General features: G+C 61.0%; 17 protein-coding genes and 1 pseudogene. 12 read left to right on the forward strand and 6 right to left on the reverse strand.

Going from position 1 to position 15991, the window contains the following annotated elements; translation table 11 throughout:
- The 5 genes from E4O92_RS07910 to merP all read left to right on the forward strand — a co-directional run.
- Positions 1-523 (forward strand): transposase (locus E4O92_RS07910; protein ID WP_135189223.1); only part of this gene is annotated, 523 nt, incomplete at its 5' end.
- 198 nt (positions 524-721) lie between these two features.
- Complete coding sequence (locus E4O92_RS07915; protein ID WP_135189224.1) at positions 722-1249, forward strand: TlpA family protein disulfide reductase; 528 nt, start codon at positions 722-724, stop codon at positions 1247-1249.
- A gap of 49 nt (positions 1250-1298) precedes the next feature.
- Entirely contained in the window at positions 1299-2417 is a 1119-nt protein-coding gene (locus tag E4O92_RS07920; RefSeq protein ID WP_135189225.1) for a transglutaminase-like domain-containing protein, read from the forward strand.
- A 66-nt stretch (positions 2418-2483) separates the two neighbouring features.
- On the forward strand, positions 2484-2852 hold the full coding sequence (locus tag E4O92_RS07925; RefSeq protein ID WP_167759728.1) for a mercuric transporter MerT family protein: 369 nt from the start codon (positions 2484-2486) through the stop codon (positions 2850-2852).
- 5 nt (positions 2853-2857) lie between these two features.
- The gene (gene merP / locus E4O92_RS07930; protein WP_135189227.1) at positions 2858-3151 is read left to right on the forward strand and encodes a mercury resistance system periplasmic binding protein MerP; all 294 of its coding nucleotides are present in this window, start codon (positions 2858-2860) and stop codon (positions 3149-3151) included.
- 200 nt (positions 3152-3351) lie between these two features.
- On the opposite strand, the gene E4O92_RS07935 is transcribed toward merP, so the two are convergent.
- Complete coding sequence (locus tag E4O92_RS07935) at positions 3352-4299, reverse strand: DUF5996 family protein (protein WP_135189228.1); 948 nt, start codon at positions 4297-4299, stop codon at positions 3352-3354.
- Between the two features lie 142 nt (positions 4300-4441).
- Between E4O92_RS07935 and kefF the strand changes: the two genes are divergently transcribed.
- The 3 genes from kefF to E4O92_RS07950 all read left to right on the forward strand — a co-directional run bounded on the left by kefF (position 4442) and on the right by E4O92_RS07950 (position 7463).
- A complete protein-coding gene (kefF, locus tag E4O92_RS07940; RefSeq protein WP_135189229.1) occupies positions 4442-5002 on the forward strand; it encodes a glutathione-regulated potassium-efflux system oxidoreductase KefF in 561 nt (186 codons plus the stop codon).
- 18 nt (positions 5003-5020) lie between these two features.
- Positions 5021-6823, forward strand: coding sequence for a glutathione-regulated potassium-efflux system protein KefC (gene kefC, locus E4O92_RS07945; RefSeq protein ID WP_135189230.1), 1803 nt, complete (start codon positions 5021-5023; stop codon positions 6821-6823).
- 109 nt (positions 6824-6932) lie between these two features.
- Positions 6933-7463, forward strand: a complete 531-nt coding sequence (locus E4O92_RS07950; protein WP_135189231.1) for a dihydrofolate reductase family protein — start codon at positions 6933-6935, stop codon at positions 7461-7463.
- Positions 7464-7663: 200 nt separating this feature from the next.
- Here E4O92_RS07950 and E4O92_RS07955 read toward each other — a convergent pair whose 3' ends face one another.
- Positions 7664-8044, reverse strand: a complete 381-nt coding sequence (locus tag E4O92_RS07955; RefSeq protein WP_135189232.1) for a hypothetical protein — start codon at positions 8042-8044, stop codon at positions 7664-7666.
- A 205-nt stretch (positions 8045-8249) separates the two neighbouring features.
- Here E4O92_RS07955 and E4O92_RS25325 point away from each other — a divergent pair.
- A pseudogene (locus E4O92_RS25325) lies at positions 8250-8363 on the forward strand (phage integrase N-terminal SAM-like domain-containing protein); the annotation flags it as partial.
- Positions 8364-8379: 16 nt separating this feature from the next.
- On the opposite strand, the gene E4O92_RS07965 reads toward E4O92_RS25325, so the two are convergent.
- Positions 8380-8937, reverse strand: coding sequence for a dihydrofolate reductase family protein (locus E4O92_RS07965; protein ID WP_135189233.1), 558 nt, complete (start codon positions 8935-8937; stop codon positions 8380-8382).
- Between the two features lie 334 nt (positions 8938-9271).
- Here E4O92_RS07965 and E4O92_RS07970 point away from each other — a divergent pair, with 334 nt between their 5' ends.
- Positions 9272-10234 (forward strand): sensor domain-containing diguanylate cyclase, encoded by a 963-nt coding sequence (locus tag E4O92_RS07970; RefSeq protein ID WP_135189234.1) that lies wholly within the window; start codon positions 9272-9274, stop codon positions 10232-10234.
- Between the two features lie 3 nt (positions 10235-10237).
- Here the strand turns inward: E4O92_RS07970 and E4O92_RS07975 are convergent, their stop codons facing one another.
- Positions 10238-11254, reverse strand: coding sequence for a TraB/GumN family protein (locus tag E4O92_RS07975; RefSeq protein ID WP_135189235.1), 1017 nt, complete (start codon positions 11252-11254; stop codon positions 10238-10240).
- A 224-nt stretch (positions 11255-11478) separates the two neighbouring features.
- On the opposite strand from E4O92_RS07975, the gene E4O92_RS07980 reads away from it, so the two are divergent.
- Entirely contained in the window at positions 11479-13134 is a 1656-nt protein-coding gene (locus tag E4O92_RS07980; protein ID WP_135189236.1) for a rhamnogalacturonan lyase B N-terminal domain-containing protein, read from the forward strand.
- Positions 13135-13167: 33 nt separating this feature from the next.
- Positions 13168-13764, forward strand: a complete 597-nt coding sequence (locus E4O92_RS07985) for a PEP-CTERM sorting domain-containing protein (RefSeq protein WP_135189237.1) — start codon at positions 13168-13170, stop codon at positions 13762-13764.
- A 177-nt stretch (positions 13765-13941) separates the two neighbouring features.
- On the opposite strand, the gene E4O92_RS07990 is transcribed toward E4O92_RS07985, so the two are convergent.
- Together E4O92_RS07990 and E4O92_RS07995 are read right to left on the reverse strand one after the other, a co-directional pair.
- Positions 13942-15516, reverse strand: coding sequence for a S53 family peptidase (locus E4O92_RS07990; protein WP_135189238.1), 1575 nt, complete (start codon positions 15514-15516; stop codon positions 13942-13944).
- A 194-nt stretch (positions 15517-15710) separates the two neighbouring features.
- Positions 15711-15926 (reverse strand): hypothetical protein, encoded by a 216-nt coding sequence (locus E4O92_RS07995; protein ID WP_135189239.1) that lies wholly within the window; start codon positions 15924-15926, stop codon positions 15711-15713.
- Positions 15927-15991 lie beyond the last annotated feature (65 nt).

A 15991-nucleotide genomic window follows, 5' to 3' on the forward strand; every position in this document is an offset into this window, starting at 1 on the left:
GGCACGCATCGCGCGTTTCGATACCTACCTACTGACAGAAATGGAAGAGCAGCGCAACACGCTCGCGCTGCTGCAAACCCTGCCCGGCGTGGACCTGATCGGCGCGGCGATGCTGCTGGTCGAAATCGGCACCGACATGGGCGCCTTCGGCAGCCCCGACCGGCTGGCCTCGTGGGTCGGCGTCTGCCCGGGCAACAATGAATCGGCCGGCAAGCGCAAGTCAGGCCGGGCTGGCAAGGGCAACCCCTACGTGCGCCGGTTGCTGTGCGAATTCGCCCATTCCGCCAGACGCACCACCTGCGTCTTCAAATCCAAATTCGAGTCGCTGCACATCCGGCGGGGGCACAAGCGCGCCATCATCGCCATCGCACACAAGCTGCTGCGTACCGTGTTCTTCATGCTCAAGCGTGGCCAATGTTACCGGGATAGCGCCACCGACTACGAAGCTCTCGCGGTAAAACGTAACGCGCCTCGCTGGATCAAGGCACTCAAGAAGTTCGGACATATCGTCCAAACCGCGTAAGCGCAGGCGTAACACAATTTTCGATGGCCTACTCAGGTCAGGACGCTGCACGTCCGTACAGTGCTTTCTTTCACGTTACGATTCTCTGCCCAACCTTGCAGCGTGCGAACCCTACAATGCACGGCGCTCGCGGCTTCGATTACACGAATCTGCTATCATGTCGGCCATTGTTTGCCCCAACCAGGATTACCGAGTTTCATGCTGATTAGGACTTCACGCGGCCGGTTGTGCATAGCGGCCTCACTCCTGTTGGCGCTCGGAACCACAAGCACATCGCTTTCGGCAGCGGAATCGATTCTCCGCCGCTGGCCCGCCAGGACTCCCACGCCGCAGCTCAAGCTGACTGACCTCGCCGGCAAGGAATGGAGTCTGGAAGAGCTGAGCGGCAAGCCGGTCGTGCTCAATTTTTGGGCTAGCTGGTGCGGGCCCTGTGTTGAGGAACTTCCGGTGCTCAACGAACTGGCGCAACGCGACAATCTGGTCGTGCTGGGCGTCAACTACAAGGAAGGATCGGACGCGATTGTCCGCTTCACCCGTGAGCACCCGTTTCGTTTTCCGGTCCTGCGCGACAAGACCGGCGCGGCATTCAAACAGTGGAGCAGCGGCGTAATGCCAACCACCGTGCTGATCGACCGCGACGGGCATGCCCGCTGGCGCGTGACCGGCGAATTGGATATCAACGACGCCGGCTTTCGCCAGGCGTTGGAGAGCATGCTGCAACAATAAATGCGGCGCAAGCCGCGACAACAAAGCAACCAGACTTGGGAGAAACTGAATGCAAGACCACAAAATCACACGACGCTCGCTGCTCAAGGGGGCCTGCGGCACCATGCTGCTCGGCGCCCTGCCGGGAAGCCTCCTGGCGCAGACCCAGGAGCGGCGCCTGTTCGACCCGCGCCCGGGCGACTGGCGTACCTTCGAGGTCGTCACCAAGGTCAACCTGCAGCACACCGGTCCGTCGACGGTCTGGGTGCCGCTGCCGTCGGTCTCCACCGATTGGCAGCGCTCGCTGTCGGACAACTGGTCGGGCAACGCCAAGTCGATGCGCGTTGGCATCGACAGCAACTACGGCGCGCGCTTCCTTGTCGCCGAGTTCGACGGCGTAAGCAGCCCGGTGCTGGAAGTAGCTTCGCGCATCCAGACCCGCGACCGCGCCCACGACTGGAAGGCGCCGGGCGTCTTCACTCCCGAGGACTCGCAAGACCTGCGCGTGTGGCTCAAGCCGACCGACCTGATGCCCACAGACGGCATCGTGCGCAAGACCGCGACCCAGATCACCAGCGGCTCGCGTTCCGACGCGGAAAAGGTACAGCGCATCTACGACTGGATTGTGCTGAACACTTTCCGCGAGCCAAAGGTCAAAGGCTGTGGAACCGGGGATATCAAGACGATGCTCGAGACCGGCAACTTCGGCGGCAAATGCGGCGACATCAACGGGCTGTTCGTTGGCCTGTGCCGCGCGGCCGGCGTGCCGGCGCGGGACGTGTACGGCCTGCGCCTGGTGCCCAGCGCCTTCGGCTATCGCGAGCTGGGCGGCAATCCGGCCTCGCTCAAGGGCGCGCAGCACTGCCGCGCCGAGGTCTACCTGAAGAAGCACGGCTGGGTGGCAATGGACCCGGCCGACGTGGGCAAGGTCATGCGCCTGGAAACCGGCAGCTGGATCAAGGACCCGGACAATCCGGTGGTCGCGCCGGTCAAGAAGGCGCTGTTCGGCGGCTGGGAAGGCAACTGGATGGCCTACAATTTCGCCCACGACGTAAGCCTGCCGGGTTCGAGCGCAGGCAAGCTCGGGTTCCTGATGTATCCGCAGGCCCAGACGAACGGCGAGGCCTACGATCCACTCGACCCGGACTCGTTCAAATACACGATCACGGCACGCCAACTCCAGGCTTAACTCGTGGCAGGCGCGGTTTGCCGCCGCGCCTGATTGACCGGAACTATGCAAACGGAACCAGTTTCAGTGAAATCGAACGCAGCACTCACACGCAGGAACCAGGGCCTGGGGTGGATGACGCTCGCGGTGGCTTCGGCCCTGCTCGCTTCGACCTGCTGCGTGCTGCCGCTGGTACTGGTTCTGGCCGGCATTACAGGCGCCTGGATGGTGCACCTTTCCGTGCTCAAGCCGGCCACACCCTACCTGGTCGCGGCAGCCGTCGGCGCCCTCGGCTGGGCTGGGTACCTCGTCTTCCGTCCCGTGCAGGCATGCTCGATGGAAGAAGACGCCGCTTGTGCGGTGACGCGCCCGCTGATGCGGCGCCTCTTCGTCGGCTGCGCGGTGTTCATCGCCGCCCTGCTGCTGTTTCCCTTGATTGCCCCTGTTTTCTATTGACCGCCATGCAAACCTTTCGCTCGCTCCCGCTTGTTGCCGCGCTGTTGTGCGCCAGCCCGCTGGCCCTGGCCAAAAACCAAACCGTGGCGCTGAACATCCCGACCATGGATTGCGCGACCTGCCCGATCACGATCAAGGCCTCACTGGTCAAGGTGCCCGGCGTTTCCAAGGTCAAGGTCAGCTACGACCGCCGCGAGGCCGTGATCGTGTATGACGACAGCAAGGCGACCGTCGCCGATCTCAAGAAGGCTACTGAGGACGTGGGTTATCCCTCGATGCTCAAGACTCCACTCAACTAGATCGCCCCGCCCGTGCTTACCGCCGTAGGGTGCGCACCTGTGCGCACGCGGTACGTGTGCGTACCGGCGCCAACGGCATTCAACCGTACAGCGTGCGCACAGGTGTGCACCCTACGTCGACTAGACGGCCTCAAAAAAAACACGTAGTTAGCCCAAAAACCGTCGTTCCCGGGCTATTTTTCGTACGTTGGTAATTGACGTTACGACCGAGGTACTTCTGCGGTGGCCTCCAACGCCCTGCGGTCCCACTTGGCCAAATCAGCCGCGGCCTCATAGGTGCTCTGCAAAAAGTCGAGCAACACCGCGTCGGGGTCCTGCGCCTGGCGCACCACCTCATACGGCAACACGAACTCACCAAATCCCGCGTCGTATCTTGCCTCCGATGGCCGCACCGCGGCGGACTTGAATCCAGTCGGCTCAGGATACGCATACGAATAGAACACCGCCTCCGGCATCTGCTCGTTCCCCGGCCAGAATCCGCAACTGCTGACCTCATGCGAGTACGCATCGCGCGTGACCCAGTCCGGACAATTCGGGATGCCTCCCGGGTGGGCTGGCGCTGTCCGGCCTGAAAAGCGCGTGGTGGCCAGGTCCATGCTGCCCCAGAATAAATGGACCGGACTATTCTTGCCGATGAAGCGCGCACGAAACTTCTTGAACACCCGATCAGCCTGCGCCAACGCTCGGAAGTAGCGGTTCGCGAAAACGGGATCATAGGAGGCATGCTTGCGGTCCACCGTAAATGGAATCGCTTCCACAACCTCATTGGGCACGGCATTGATCCGGATCCGCATGCCAAGGTCGGCAAGCTGGGCGAACACATCGTCATACATGTCGGCCACCGCCCGCGCGCGCAGCGGGATCATGCGTCGCATGCCGTCGCTGGTGTCGATCCTGAGTTCGTGATCGATGAAATCGAAATCGATCCCGAACAGGCGCGTGCCGTAGGGAATAGGCGACGTCGTCAGCCCGCGCGCGGTCAGGTACAAGGTGACATTCCAGGCATGATTGGTCCAGGGCGTCTGGACCATGCGAATCTTGCCGACGATCTGGAACCACATGTGCAAGGTACTGCAGGTGTCGCTCCACTCCGGAAATGGCAAGGGCGGCCAGGCCTGGTTGTCCGGGGCATCTTGCGAGTTCGCCATAACGGCCTCCTGTAAAGTGGATGATGTGGCATTGCCAGTTTGACCGCGCCTCTGCCGCTTAGTTGGGCAGCGCGGCGCGCACCTTTGCCGGGTTGTGTGCTATAACGGCAATACCCATCCTGCCCCATCCTCACCTACCCCAATGGCGTCCGGCAACGGCATCCTTGTCCTTTACGCCCATCCGGCGCCACAGCGCTCGCGCGCAAACCGTTTGCTGGCCGAGGCCGCCCGCGACGTCCCCGGGGTTCAGGTGCGCGACCTGTACCAGACCTATCCGGACTTTTACATCGACGCGGCGCACGAACGCAAACTGGTCGAGGCGTCGCATCTGCTGGTCTTCATGCACCCGATCCGCTGGTACAGCATGCCGTCGCTGCTCAAGGAATGGCTCGATGTCGTGTTCGATGCGCGCTGGGCCTACGAACGCAATGAAGGCGCGCTCAAGGGCAAAAGCTTCTGGCTGGTCGCCAGCACCGGCAGCGGCATCGAGGCTTACCGGCCTGGGGGCCTGCACGGCCGGCCGTTCGCAGATTTTCTGGCGCCATTCGAACAGACCGCGGCACTGTGCGGCATGCGCTGGATCGCGCCGCTCATCCTGCATGGCGCCAGCGGCCTGGATGAAGACAAACTGCAGGCCCACGTCGCGCTGTTTCGCGAGCGCTTGTCAAACTACGCAGCTTCCGCGCCCACCGCCGCTGACTAGGCCGCCGGTCCAGATCCGATGCAAAACAGCCTCCTGCTCAACGCCCTCGTCTACCTGGCCGCGGCCGTCGCCATCGTCCCGATCGCCAAGCGTCTCGGACTGGGCGCGGTGCTCGGCTATCTGCTGGCGGGAATCGCAATCGGCCCATGGGGCTTTGGCCTGATCACGCAGGTCGAGGACATCCTGAAATTTTCCGAGTTCGGCGTGGTGCTGCTGCTGTTTCTGATCGGCCTGGAACTCGAACCGCGCCGCCTGTGGGCACTGCGGCGTCCGATCTTCGGCTGGGGCAGCGCGCAGGTGGCTGCGGTGGCTGCCGCGCTCGCGGTTGCAGCCATCGCAGCCGGGGCCGACTGGAAGGTGGCGCTGGTGGCGGCGCTGGGCCTGTCGTTGTCATCGACCGCGCTCGCGCTGGCATCGCTTGGCGAGCGCAACCTGTTGCCCACCCCGGCCGGCCAGGCCGGCTTCGCGATCCTGCTGTTCCAGGACGTGGCCGCGATTCCGATGATCGCGCTGATTCCGCTGCTTGGCCAAGCGGCCCACGCTCAAACCGGCCACGGCTGGCAGACCTTTCTGAAGCTTGCGCTGGTGCTGGCGGCGCTGATCGCCGGCGGCCGCTACTTGCTGCGTCCGGTACTACGGATCATCGCGCGCACCGAACTGCGCGAAATCTTCACCGCGTTCGCGCTGTTGTTGGTGATTTCGATCGCGCTGCTGATGCAATGGGTCGGCGTGTCGATGGCGCTCGGAACCTTCATGGCCGGCGTGCTGCTGGCCGATTCGGAATATCGCCATGCGCTGGAAACCGACATCGAGCCGTTCAAGGGCCTGCTGCTGGGGCTGTTCTTCATCGCGGTCGGCATGTCGATCGACTTTGCGGTGCTTTTCGCCCATCCGCAACTGGTGATCGCCCTGGTGGTGGCCTATTTGGCAATCAAGATCGTGGTGCTGTACGTCCTGGCCCGGGCGTTCGGGATACCTTCCAGCCAGCAGGCGCTGTTCGCCTTCGTGCTGTCGCAGGGCGGCGAATTCGCGTTCGTCGTGTTTGGCGCCGCCGCCACGGCGCGTGTTTTCTCAAGCCAGACCGCATCGGTCCTGGTGCTGGTAGTGGCCTTGTCAATGGTGTGCACGCCCTTGCTGTTGATGCTCTACGACCGCGTCATCGCGCCGCGGCTGGCCGCCGCCAAACGGCGCCCGGCCGACCACATCGAAGCGAACGAAGGCCATGTGATCATCGCCGGCTTTGGCCGCTTCGGACAGATTATCGGCCGCCTGCTGATCGCAAGCCAGGTCAAGCTCACTGTGCTCGACCACGATCCGGACCAGATCGACATCCTGCGCAGTTTCGGTTTCCAGGTCTTTTACGGCGACGCCACCCGGCTCGACCTGCTCCATGCAGCGGGTCTGGCGAAAGCACGCGCGCTCGTGCTGGCGATCGACGATGTGGAAGACAGTCTGAAGCTGGTCGACGCGGTGCGCGAGGAGTTTCCGGAGTTACCCATCCTGGCCCGCGCGCGCAACGTCACCCACTATTTCCAGCTCATGGATCGTGGCGTGTCTGTGATTGAGCGCGAGACCTTCGAGTCCGCCTTGTATCTGGGCCGGCGCGTGCTGACCGAACTCGGGTTTGGCGCTTACCAGGCCCGGCAAGCCGCGCTAAAGTTCCGTCAGCACAACATCGAATCGCTGCATGCGGTATACCCCGTCTACAAGGACCAGAAGCAATACGTATCGCTGGCAAAGCGAGCCCGTGACGAACTCAACCAAATGTTCGCTCGCGACCTCAAGGCGCGCGAGCAGGAGAGTGAGAAGGAATGGGACTAGAGAAAACTTCGCGGTGCCCTATTTCTCATGCAAAGCGAATTGCGATATAGATTTTCTCAAGTTAGCAATCAGAACCCCGCGGATGTCCCCATGAGGAAAGGAGTTGGGTATGGCTAAGCTCGTTTTCGAAATGAACCAGTCCCTCGACGGCTACGTCGACCATACGGCGTTTGCGCCAAGCCCTACGCTTTTCCGCCACTTCATCGAGGAGGCCCAGGGGCAGGCGGGCACTGTGTACGGCCGCAAAATGTACGAGGTCATGCGTTACTGGGAAGACGATCATCCTGAATGGGGTGCATCGGAACGCGCCTTCGCGGCGGCGTGGCGGAAGCATCCGAAATGGGTGGTCTCGCGCACGTTGGAGTCGGTCGGTCCCAACGCCACGCTTATTGAGGGTGATCTTGAAGGCGCGATCCGCAAGATAAAGGCCGAGCACGACAGGGAGATCGAAGTCGCTGGCACCGAGCTGGGGCGAAGCCTGACCGAACTTGGCCTGATTGATGAGTATCGAATCTACCTGCACCCCCTCGTGCTTGGTCACGGCAAGCCATGTTTCGCCGCCCCCCGGCCGCCGCTTCGCCTTATCTCTCATGATCGTATTGATGAGAATGTGATCATGTTGACCTACGTTCCTACCTAGGTGAACAGTTACAGGTCGATATGATCCGCTTGCGCACGGGGCATCAAAGGCCCGGGCCCCCTATCGGCTGTAGCGGATCGCATGACTTACCGGAGGCGGGTGCGCACCTGTGGTAAGCGTCCAGTCCGATCACTTCGGTGGCCGCGCAAGAGCAGCTCTCCCAGGGCGCCGTGTCCGGCCAGTCCGCCTTGAGCGCCAGGTTAGGCCACTCTCGCAGTGACTTTGGTAACTGAAGCATCAGCTTTCAATGCAAAGTATGTCCATATGCCGCCAAGGAGGTCCACTACTCCCAAAAGACCAAGCATTGGCCTTGCAAGACCGATGACAACGAATGTCGTTAATGCTGCGAAGACCAGGAACCGTGTATAGACAGATGCCACGAGAAACGGCTTATGGCTAGACGAGATCCATGCATAGATGCCGATATTGAACACCAGAACGCCAACTACATGAACCCAAACTTCGGAGGTCTGCGGAAGCCGAAAAATGGATAGTAGAAAATTGGGAGCAACAACGAGCACAACGCCAACAAACAACACATAAACCGCGAACACTTTAGCGCTGAACGTAGACTTGGACATGTTTTCCCTTTTGTAGTGAAAAAAGATGGGGCAAACGTGAAGTAGGCACCCCAACATGGGCGTGTGTTCCCGACAGAAGCCCGTTTTCGATAATCGCACAAGGCCAATTCGTCAGTATTATCAATTAGGTATATGAATATTAAGACGCCCTAATCGCGCCCTGGAAACCCACCTGGGATGGATTAAGATTGAACAGAAACCACGTTTGCTCGAACAAGCCCGGTCATGCATTCGTACCAAGCACTACAGTATTCGTACCGAGGATTGCTACGTAGACTGGATCCGCCGGTTCATCCTGTTTCACGGCAAACGGCATCCGCGCGAACTTGGGGCCGTCAGCGCGTGCGCCGGTAGTGCATGGCGACCGCGCCGTTGCAGAGTGGCTTCGCGGAGATCAACTCGAGCCGTCGCGTGCTGGGCAGTCCGCTCTCGTACAGGGTCGGGCCGTGGCCGGCGATCCTGGGGTGGACGAGTAACTTGTACTCGTCGATCAGATCCAGCCGTTCCAGCTCGGTCGCGAGCTTGCAGCTACCGAGGAGCACGCCGTTCGGGGTCGCGTCCTTGAGCTTCTGTACGCCCGAGCGCAGGTCGCCGGCGATGTGGTGGCTGTTGGTCCAGGGGAAGTCCGTTCGTGTCGAGGACACCACGTACTTTGGCTTGGCCTCCAGCTTGACCGCCCACTCGCGCATCGCCGGCAGAGCGTCCGCGGCGCCGCAGGCGACCGCTGGCCAGTAGCTCTCCATCATCTCGTAGGTGACGCGGCCCCACAGCATCGCCCCGCCCTCGTCCATGAGGCGGGTGAAGAAGGCGTGTGTCTCGTCGTCGGCGATTCCTTCTTGGTGGTCGACGCAGCCGTCCAAGGTAACGTTGATACTAAAGGTTAAGAGTCCCATGATGTCCTCCGTTCGAGATACGCGACGAGCCGCACGGGCCGATAGCAACGTCCGGAATGGCTCAGTGTACGAGGTTGTTACTATCAGAGCAAGTAAAGGGTTTTGTTAGGTGCTATAAGGTTTTTGTTCTATTCAGGTTAAAAATTAGAAATTTTTCAGGCACCGTCATGGAAGAGAAATGAAAGGTAGTGTGGTGATGCTTTACCGGCACCGCTGGGTAAGCCCAATGCCCCCGCCGACGATTACCCGGCTTTCTTGCCTCAGCTCTTTGCTTCCTGCAGAGCAATAAATTCCGGTATCATCCAAGCCATCATTTCCGGACTATGAACTCGCCGTGATCATTCCCAAGCCCGAACCAATAAACGACCTTTCCTCGCGTGCCGTCAATCTCGTCAATTGCGGCCTCATCGTCCTGGATGCGGACCAGCAGATCGTTTTATGGAATGGCTGGATGGTCCCGCGTTCTGGGCGGTCCGCGGCGCGCGTACGCGGCGAGCCCTTGTTCGAGGTATTTCCGGAATTGCGCGGCTCGCGCGTGGAATCGGCGGTGCTGGCCGCACTAATCGATAATGTCGCGACCAATATCCCGCAGTCGCAAAGCCGCGCGCCGTTTCCGCTGCGCGAAGCTGGCAGTTTCGATGGCGCGCGCATCGACCAGGCGGTGACGGTCACGCCTTTTTCCGAGGACAAGGAGCGTTTCTGCCTGATCGAAATCCGCGACGTGAGCGGAACCGTCGACCGCGAGCGCCAATTACTCGACCATGCCGAATCGCTGCGTGCGCGTTCGTACGTCGATGGCCTGACCGGTATCGCAAACCGGCGTTACTTTGACGTGGCACTCAACCGCGAATTGCGCCGCGCACAACGCCTTGGGGGGCAACTGTCGTTGCTGTTGACGGACATTGATTCGTTCAAGGCTTACAACGACCACTTCGGCCACCAGCAAGGCGACGCCTGCCTGACGACGGTGGCCAAAGCGCTGGCGGAAATGCTCAAGCGCCCTGCCGACGTCGCCGCGCGCTACGGCGGTGAAGAGTTTGCGGCGATCCTGCCCGACACCACGGCCGAGCAGGCACGGGCACTGGCCAACTCGATTCGCGAACACGTCGCTTCGCTCAACCTCAAACAGGCGCCAAGCGCAGTGCGCCCTTATGTCACGCTCAGCATCGGCGTGGCTAGCATGGACAAGGATCGATTGAGCGAACCGGAGGCCCTGATCGAGGCTGCCGACAAGGCCCTGTATGCCGCCAAGCGCTCCGGACGCGACCGTGTAGTGGTCGACGGCGACGCGCAATAGCGCTTATTTCGGTGGCTCGACCGTGTAACCCTTAGCGCGCAGTGCGGCCAGCAGCCCGTGGGGATCGAGGATGTCCTTCATTTCGAGAACCGCAAATGTCGAGGAATTGGTTTCCAACGATTTGTCCACCGAAGCCAGCCAGGCCTGCCTCACACGCTCCCTCATCATTTTCAGATCCGATTCGCTATTGAGGATCGGGCTGCTAAGGAACGCGGCGTCGCAAGCCGCCTTACGATCGGCATAGTCGAGGTTTTCGATCACCGCCAGGTCGCCAATCGCCCAGGCATTGGCACGCACACGCATGGCGTCAATGTCGGTTTCCAATTGCGTCAACGTCTTTGCAAAGCACGCGGTATCGTCCATTGCCGACTTTTTGAATTCCTTAAGTGCCTTGCCCGGCTCCTTGATCTCGGCGTTCGCCGTGCTCTCGGTTATCTTGATTTTGCTTTTCCTGACGATGGTGTCGATCGCCATTCGCACTTCGCGTCCATTCCCCAGGCCGGACGCGGCCAACGCCCGCCCGTATAACTCCTCGGCCACGAATACGGGACGCTCCCGCTCGATCCCCTCGTCGTCTTTAAAATATTTTTTCCTGAGCGGCAGCCAGCGCGCATAAACGTCCGGCGGCAACACGTCCTTTAACGTCTTTCCGTCTGGATTGTTCTTGGCTCCGACAAGGAACGGCAGTGCAGTAAGTGCTTTCAGCGTCCCGACATGCACATTCGCGCTTGGCGGCGGCAGGAATTCCTGCGATTTGGCGACGATGTCTTCAACGTCTCGTGAACGCCATTCCATCTTGCGCGGCAACGGTGAATAGGTTCCAAAAATCCACAGCACATGGTCGCCCTTGGAAACCTTCCATAACCCCGGTCCCGGGCGCCTGCCGGTAACAAGAACTTGTTGCGTCTCCATTGCTGATTCGTCCAGTTGCATCGAGGGCGTGTCATCGGCAACCGTGGTCTGCGACCAGGCGGGCAGCGCCAGGCTCAGGCCCAGCGCGGCGATATAGCGTTTCAACATGAGCACATCCCGTTGTTAGTGTTGAGCAAAGGTACTCGATATTTCCAGACCATCCTTAACAACTGAACAAATTGTTACAAAACAGAAAGTCGATGGGATCGGTCCGCCAGCCTGATCAAAAATCTGATTTTTTGTACGTACGATTGCTTCAGGCGATTTCATTTGAATTACTGCTGATATTCTTTTCTTGTTGACAAACCAACAAAAATCACGGAGGAGATACCATGCATCACCGAATACCGGTCTGGATTATCAGTCTCATCGCCGCAGGATTGCTCGCCAGCTGCGGGGGCGGCAGCCCCGATTCCCCATCCTCGCCCGCACCCAGACTGCTTGCCAGCACCGCGTTCGCCAGTTCGTTCGGCGTCACGGAAGCCGGCGGCTACCTCACCGTCGACACGGGTTCCGGACTGGTATTCAAGGTCAAGCAATCGAATGGGGACATCACGTCGATCCGCTACAAGGGCGGCACGGAATTGCAAGGCCAATCGAAGGGCTCGCACATTGCCTCGGGCATTGGCGCCGTGGTCTCCTACACCGTCAACGGTTCGGTCGCGCAGATCACGCTCACCACGCCGACGCTGGTCCACTACCTGCTCGTACGTGAAGGCGACAACACGATTTACATGGGCACCTACGTGACCGCCGAACCATCAGTAGGCGAACTGCGCTGGATCACGCGACTCAACTCCAATGCGTTCCCGAATGCCCCGGCGGAATCTGACCTGCGCGGCAACACTGGCGCGATCGAAAGCAGCGACATCTTCGGCATGCCCGACGGCACCACGCGCTCCAAGTACTATGGCAACCAACGCGCGATGGACTTGTCGGTACGCGGTGTGAGCGGCCCGACCGTCGGCGTATACATGGTCTACGGCAACCGCGAGAGCAGCTCCGGCGGGCCGTTCCATCGCGACATCCAGAACCAGACCGGTAGCGATGCCGAGGTGTACAACTACATGAACTCGGGCCATAACCAGACCGAGGCATGGCGCATGGGTTTCCACGGACCGTACGCGCTGATGTTCACTGACGGCCAAACGCCAACCGCGCCGGACATGAGCTGGATGGAAAACCAGAACCTCAGCGGCTGGGTGCCGGCGAGCCAGCGCGGCAAGGTGACGGGTAACGGCTTGTTTGGATTCGACATGCTGCACCAGTACGTGGTCGGGTTCGCCAACGACACGGCGCAGTACTGGACGGTTGCCAAAGCTCCGAACGGCAACTTCTCCATGCCAGCGATGAAACCGGGCACCTACACGATGACCGTCTACAAGGACGAACTCGGCATCTACAGCGAGAGCGTGACGGTCACAAGCGGCGCCACGACCGCGCTGCCGGTACGGATGCTCACCGGCGACCCGGACAAGACGCCGGCTGTGTGGCGCATCGGCACCTGGGATGGCAAGCCGACCGAATTCCTCAACGGCCCGGCAATCACGCTGCGCCATCCGTCGGACCCGCGCAACGCCTCGTGGGGACCGGTGACCTACGCCATCGGTGCACCGTTCAATACCTTCCCCGCGGCGCAGTGGAAATCGGGCATCAACCAGCCGACCAAGGTGACCTTCACCCTCACGCCGGAGCAGGTTACCGATCACACGATCCGCATTGGCCTGACGGCCGCTTACAACGGTGGCCGGGCGCAGATTACGGTGAACAACTGGACCTCTCCCGCCTTTGCCACCTCGACGCAACCGAAATCGCGCAGCATCACGATTGGTACCTACCGTGGCAATAACGTGACGTACACCTACGCGGTACCGGCCAGCGCATTCGCCGCCGGAACCAACACGCTCACGATCAACGTCATTTCAGGCACGGCTGGCAGCGACTTCCTGAGCCCGGCTTACGCCTATGACGCGGTCGACATGCTCTGACCCTGCGGATCAAAAATAATCGGAGACAAAACAATGAAGAACTTCAAAACCATCCTGGCCGCGCACGCGGTCGTGCTCGCGGCGCTAGCCTGTCCGCTGGCCAATGCGAGCCTGATCAACAACGGCGACGGCAGCTTTACGGATACCTCGACCGGCTACCGCTGGCAGACGCTGAGCCAATACGACGGCAAGGACTACGCGGCGATCCTCGGCATCCTGCCCACTGGCTACCACGTCGCCAGCGAAGCCGAACTGGCGACGCTGACCGCCAGCGCGAGTGCCAACCCGGCCAATTTCGCAAGCGATGCTTTGGCGATGGGCGCCGGTCCCGGTGCCTACATGATCTGGGGCTTTTACGGCGACGGCAGCCTCTATGCCTGGAAATCCGATTTCGACGAGATGTGGAACACCAACGCGGCTCCCCTGCCGGGAGGCTATACCACGGCGAATGGCTGGCTTGCCTGGGATTATTCCATCGGCACCGGATACAGTTTGCCAGGCCTGAGCGTCTTTGCGGTGAACACGACGACGTCCGTGCCTGAGCCTGCGACACTGGCGACGTTCGGGATTGGCCTGGTTGGACTGGCAATGCGCCGCCGAACAGTACGTTCGAAATCCCGCGCCGTCTAAATCCAGGCTGGGGTCAGACCCTAATTCTTCGGCAACTTCGAGGACTTGCCGAACAAATCGACTCTGACCCTATATTTGCTGCATTCCAATCGAAAATAAACAAGTGGGGTCAGAGTAGAATTGTTGAGCAACTTTCGATAATTGCAAAACAATTTGACTCCGACCCCACTTGTCAGATCATCTGGCCAGCGCCGCCAGCAGTTTGGCCCCGTTTGGCGAACCCCAGCCAGTGCAGGCGTCCCAGCCGCCATTCGCCGAATACGCCCCGTTATTGCCGCTGGTGATGTCCTGGAATGAGCCGGTGCCGGCGACCGGCCCATACAGCAGCGGATTGAGCCAGCCGACGTGTTTTGCCAGTTTCTGGTTCATGAGAACCACAAGCCCGGCGTACAGCGGCGCGACCGCGCTCGTGCCCCCAACCACGAAGTTGAGAAAGTCGACACGCACCCGATACCCCGTCGCCGGCGACGCATTCCCCGCCACATCGGGCACGCCGCGCCCGATCCGCCCGCCCGGATTGACCGAGGGTGGAACCTTGGCGGAGCGTTGATATGCGGGCAGGCCAAAGACATCGCTGACGCCGCCACCGGTGGCGCTGCGCAGCGGGTCGTCGTCCCATACGACTTCGCTGGCAATAGCGCCGCCGTTCGCGCTCAGGCGCGTGCCGCCGCAGCACAACACATAGGGGCTCGAGCCGGGAAAGTCGGCGTGCGCGCGGCCGTCAGGCTTCGAATTGTCCGGATTCTGGTCGCCGGAACCGGCATCGCCGGCGGCGCAGCAGACCGTTACGCCAAGTGCCGCGGCGGCCTGGAACGCTTGGTCGACTGCCGCCATTGCCTGCGGCGTCCATTCGGATTCCGGGGCGCCCCAGCTGATCGAGATCACGGACGGCTTGTTCACGGTATCGTGGACGGCCGTGGTGATCGCGTCGAGAAAACCCTGCTCACTGTTCGGCGCAAAGTAGACGGCGATTGCCGCCTTCGGCGCAACGGCGCCCGCCACTTCGATGTCGAGCATCACCTCGCCGTCGGCGCTCCAGGGCAGCGAGGGGCTGTTCTTGCCACCGTCGACGGACACCGCGGTCACGTTCGGCACCGGCAGGTTCAGGCTCTTGAAGTAGGTCTTGAGATCCAAGGTCCGGTAGCCGCCGCCCAGTTCGATGATGCCGATGCACTGGCCGCTGCCGTCCAGTCCAGTGGGAAAGTTGTACAGCTTGGCGACATCGACCGGGCTAAAGGCGCTGGACGTGGCCTGCTCTGCTGCCATTTCCATGGACGGGGTGGAAAACTGGAAGTGCGGCTTGGCGATCGGGGTGTCCTCGATCCCGAATACGCCTTCCACGATGTCGGAAAGCTCGGCCGGCACATGGACCGGCGAGGTGCGGCGCCGCGAGATGCCGGCGGAATGTTCGATGCGTTCGATCGAGGTGTTGAAAGCGGCCGTGATCTGCTCGGCGGTACCGGAAAGAACCATGCTGCGCCGGGCGGCGCTGCGCTCGACCACGACCAGGCCGTGCTTCTGCGCGAAGGCGGCGACCGCGTCCAGGTCCTGGTCGCTGGCGCCATGGGCGGCAGCGAATTGCTCACGCGTGAGGTATTGACGTTGGGCCAGGTTGTTTTCTTCGGTGAGGGGCGCCAGTTCGGCGCGGCGACGCACTACGACGGTAATCTGGAATCGTTCGTCGGCCGGCACCGGCCCAAGGGAACGCTCATCCGCGAATGATGCCGGCACACTGCCTGGAAGTTTTACCATGCTTGACCTCGTTCTAAAAGGGAACGTGCCCCGGGGTTGCAGTCCGGGACACGACATCGTGAAAAGAAGAGGTTGCGTCGATTAGCCACCGCGCAACATTAGGCAGTGTGCGCGCAGGTGCGATGGCGCTATTGATTAGAAACAAATTGCGTTCAGTTAAGTAGCGTGCCGGATCGGGCTGGAAAACGCGCCCTTTAAGAGTCAATCGCCCGGCGCTTGGGCGAGGCCAGCACACGTACGACCACGCCAATAGGCACGTCGTGATCAGCCAGCATGCGAGCCACAGCCTGGCGGCCCATGTGCGGCAGCAGGGTCAGGCAGAAGTCGAGGCGGCTTGCCGTCAGCAGATCAGTACGGGGAGTTCCGCCCAACAGCTGCCGAAGCTTTGGATACACTTTTACCAGTTCCATGATGTCCTCCTGTTAATGGTTGAGAACATCATTGCATGATTGCATTTTCCAAAACTTGGTTGTGA

This window comes from Massilia horti, from assembly GCF_004614195.1.
In the GTDB taxonomy this organism is placed as follows: Bacteria; Pseudomonadota; Gammaproteobacteria; order Burkholderiales; family Burkholderiaceae_D; genus Telluria; species Telluria horti.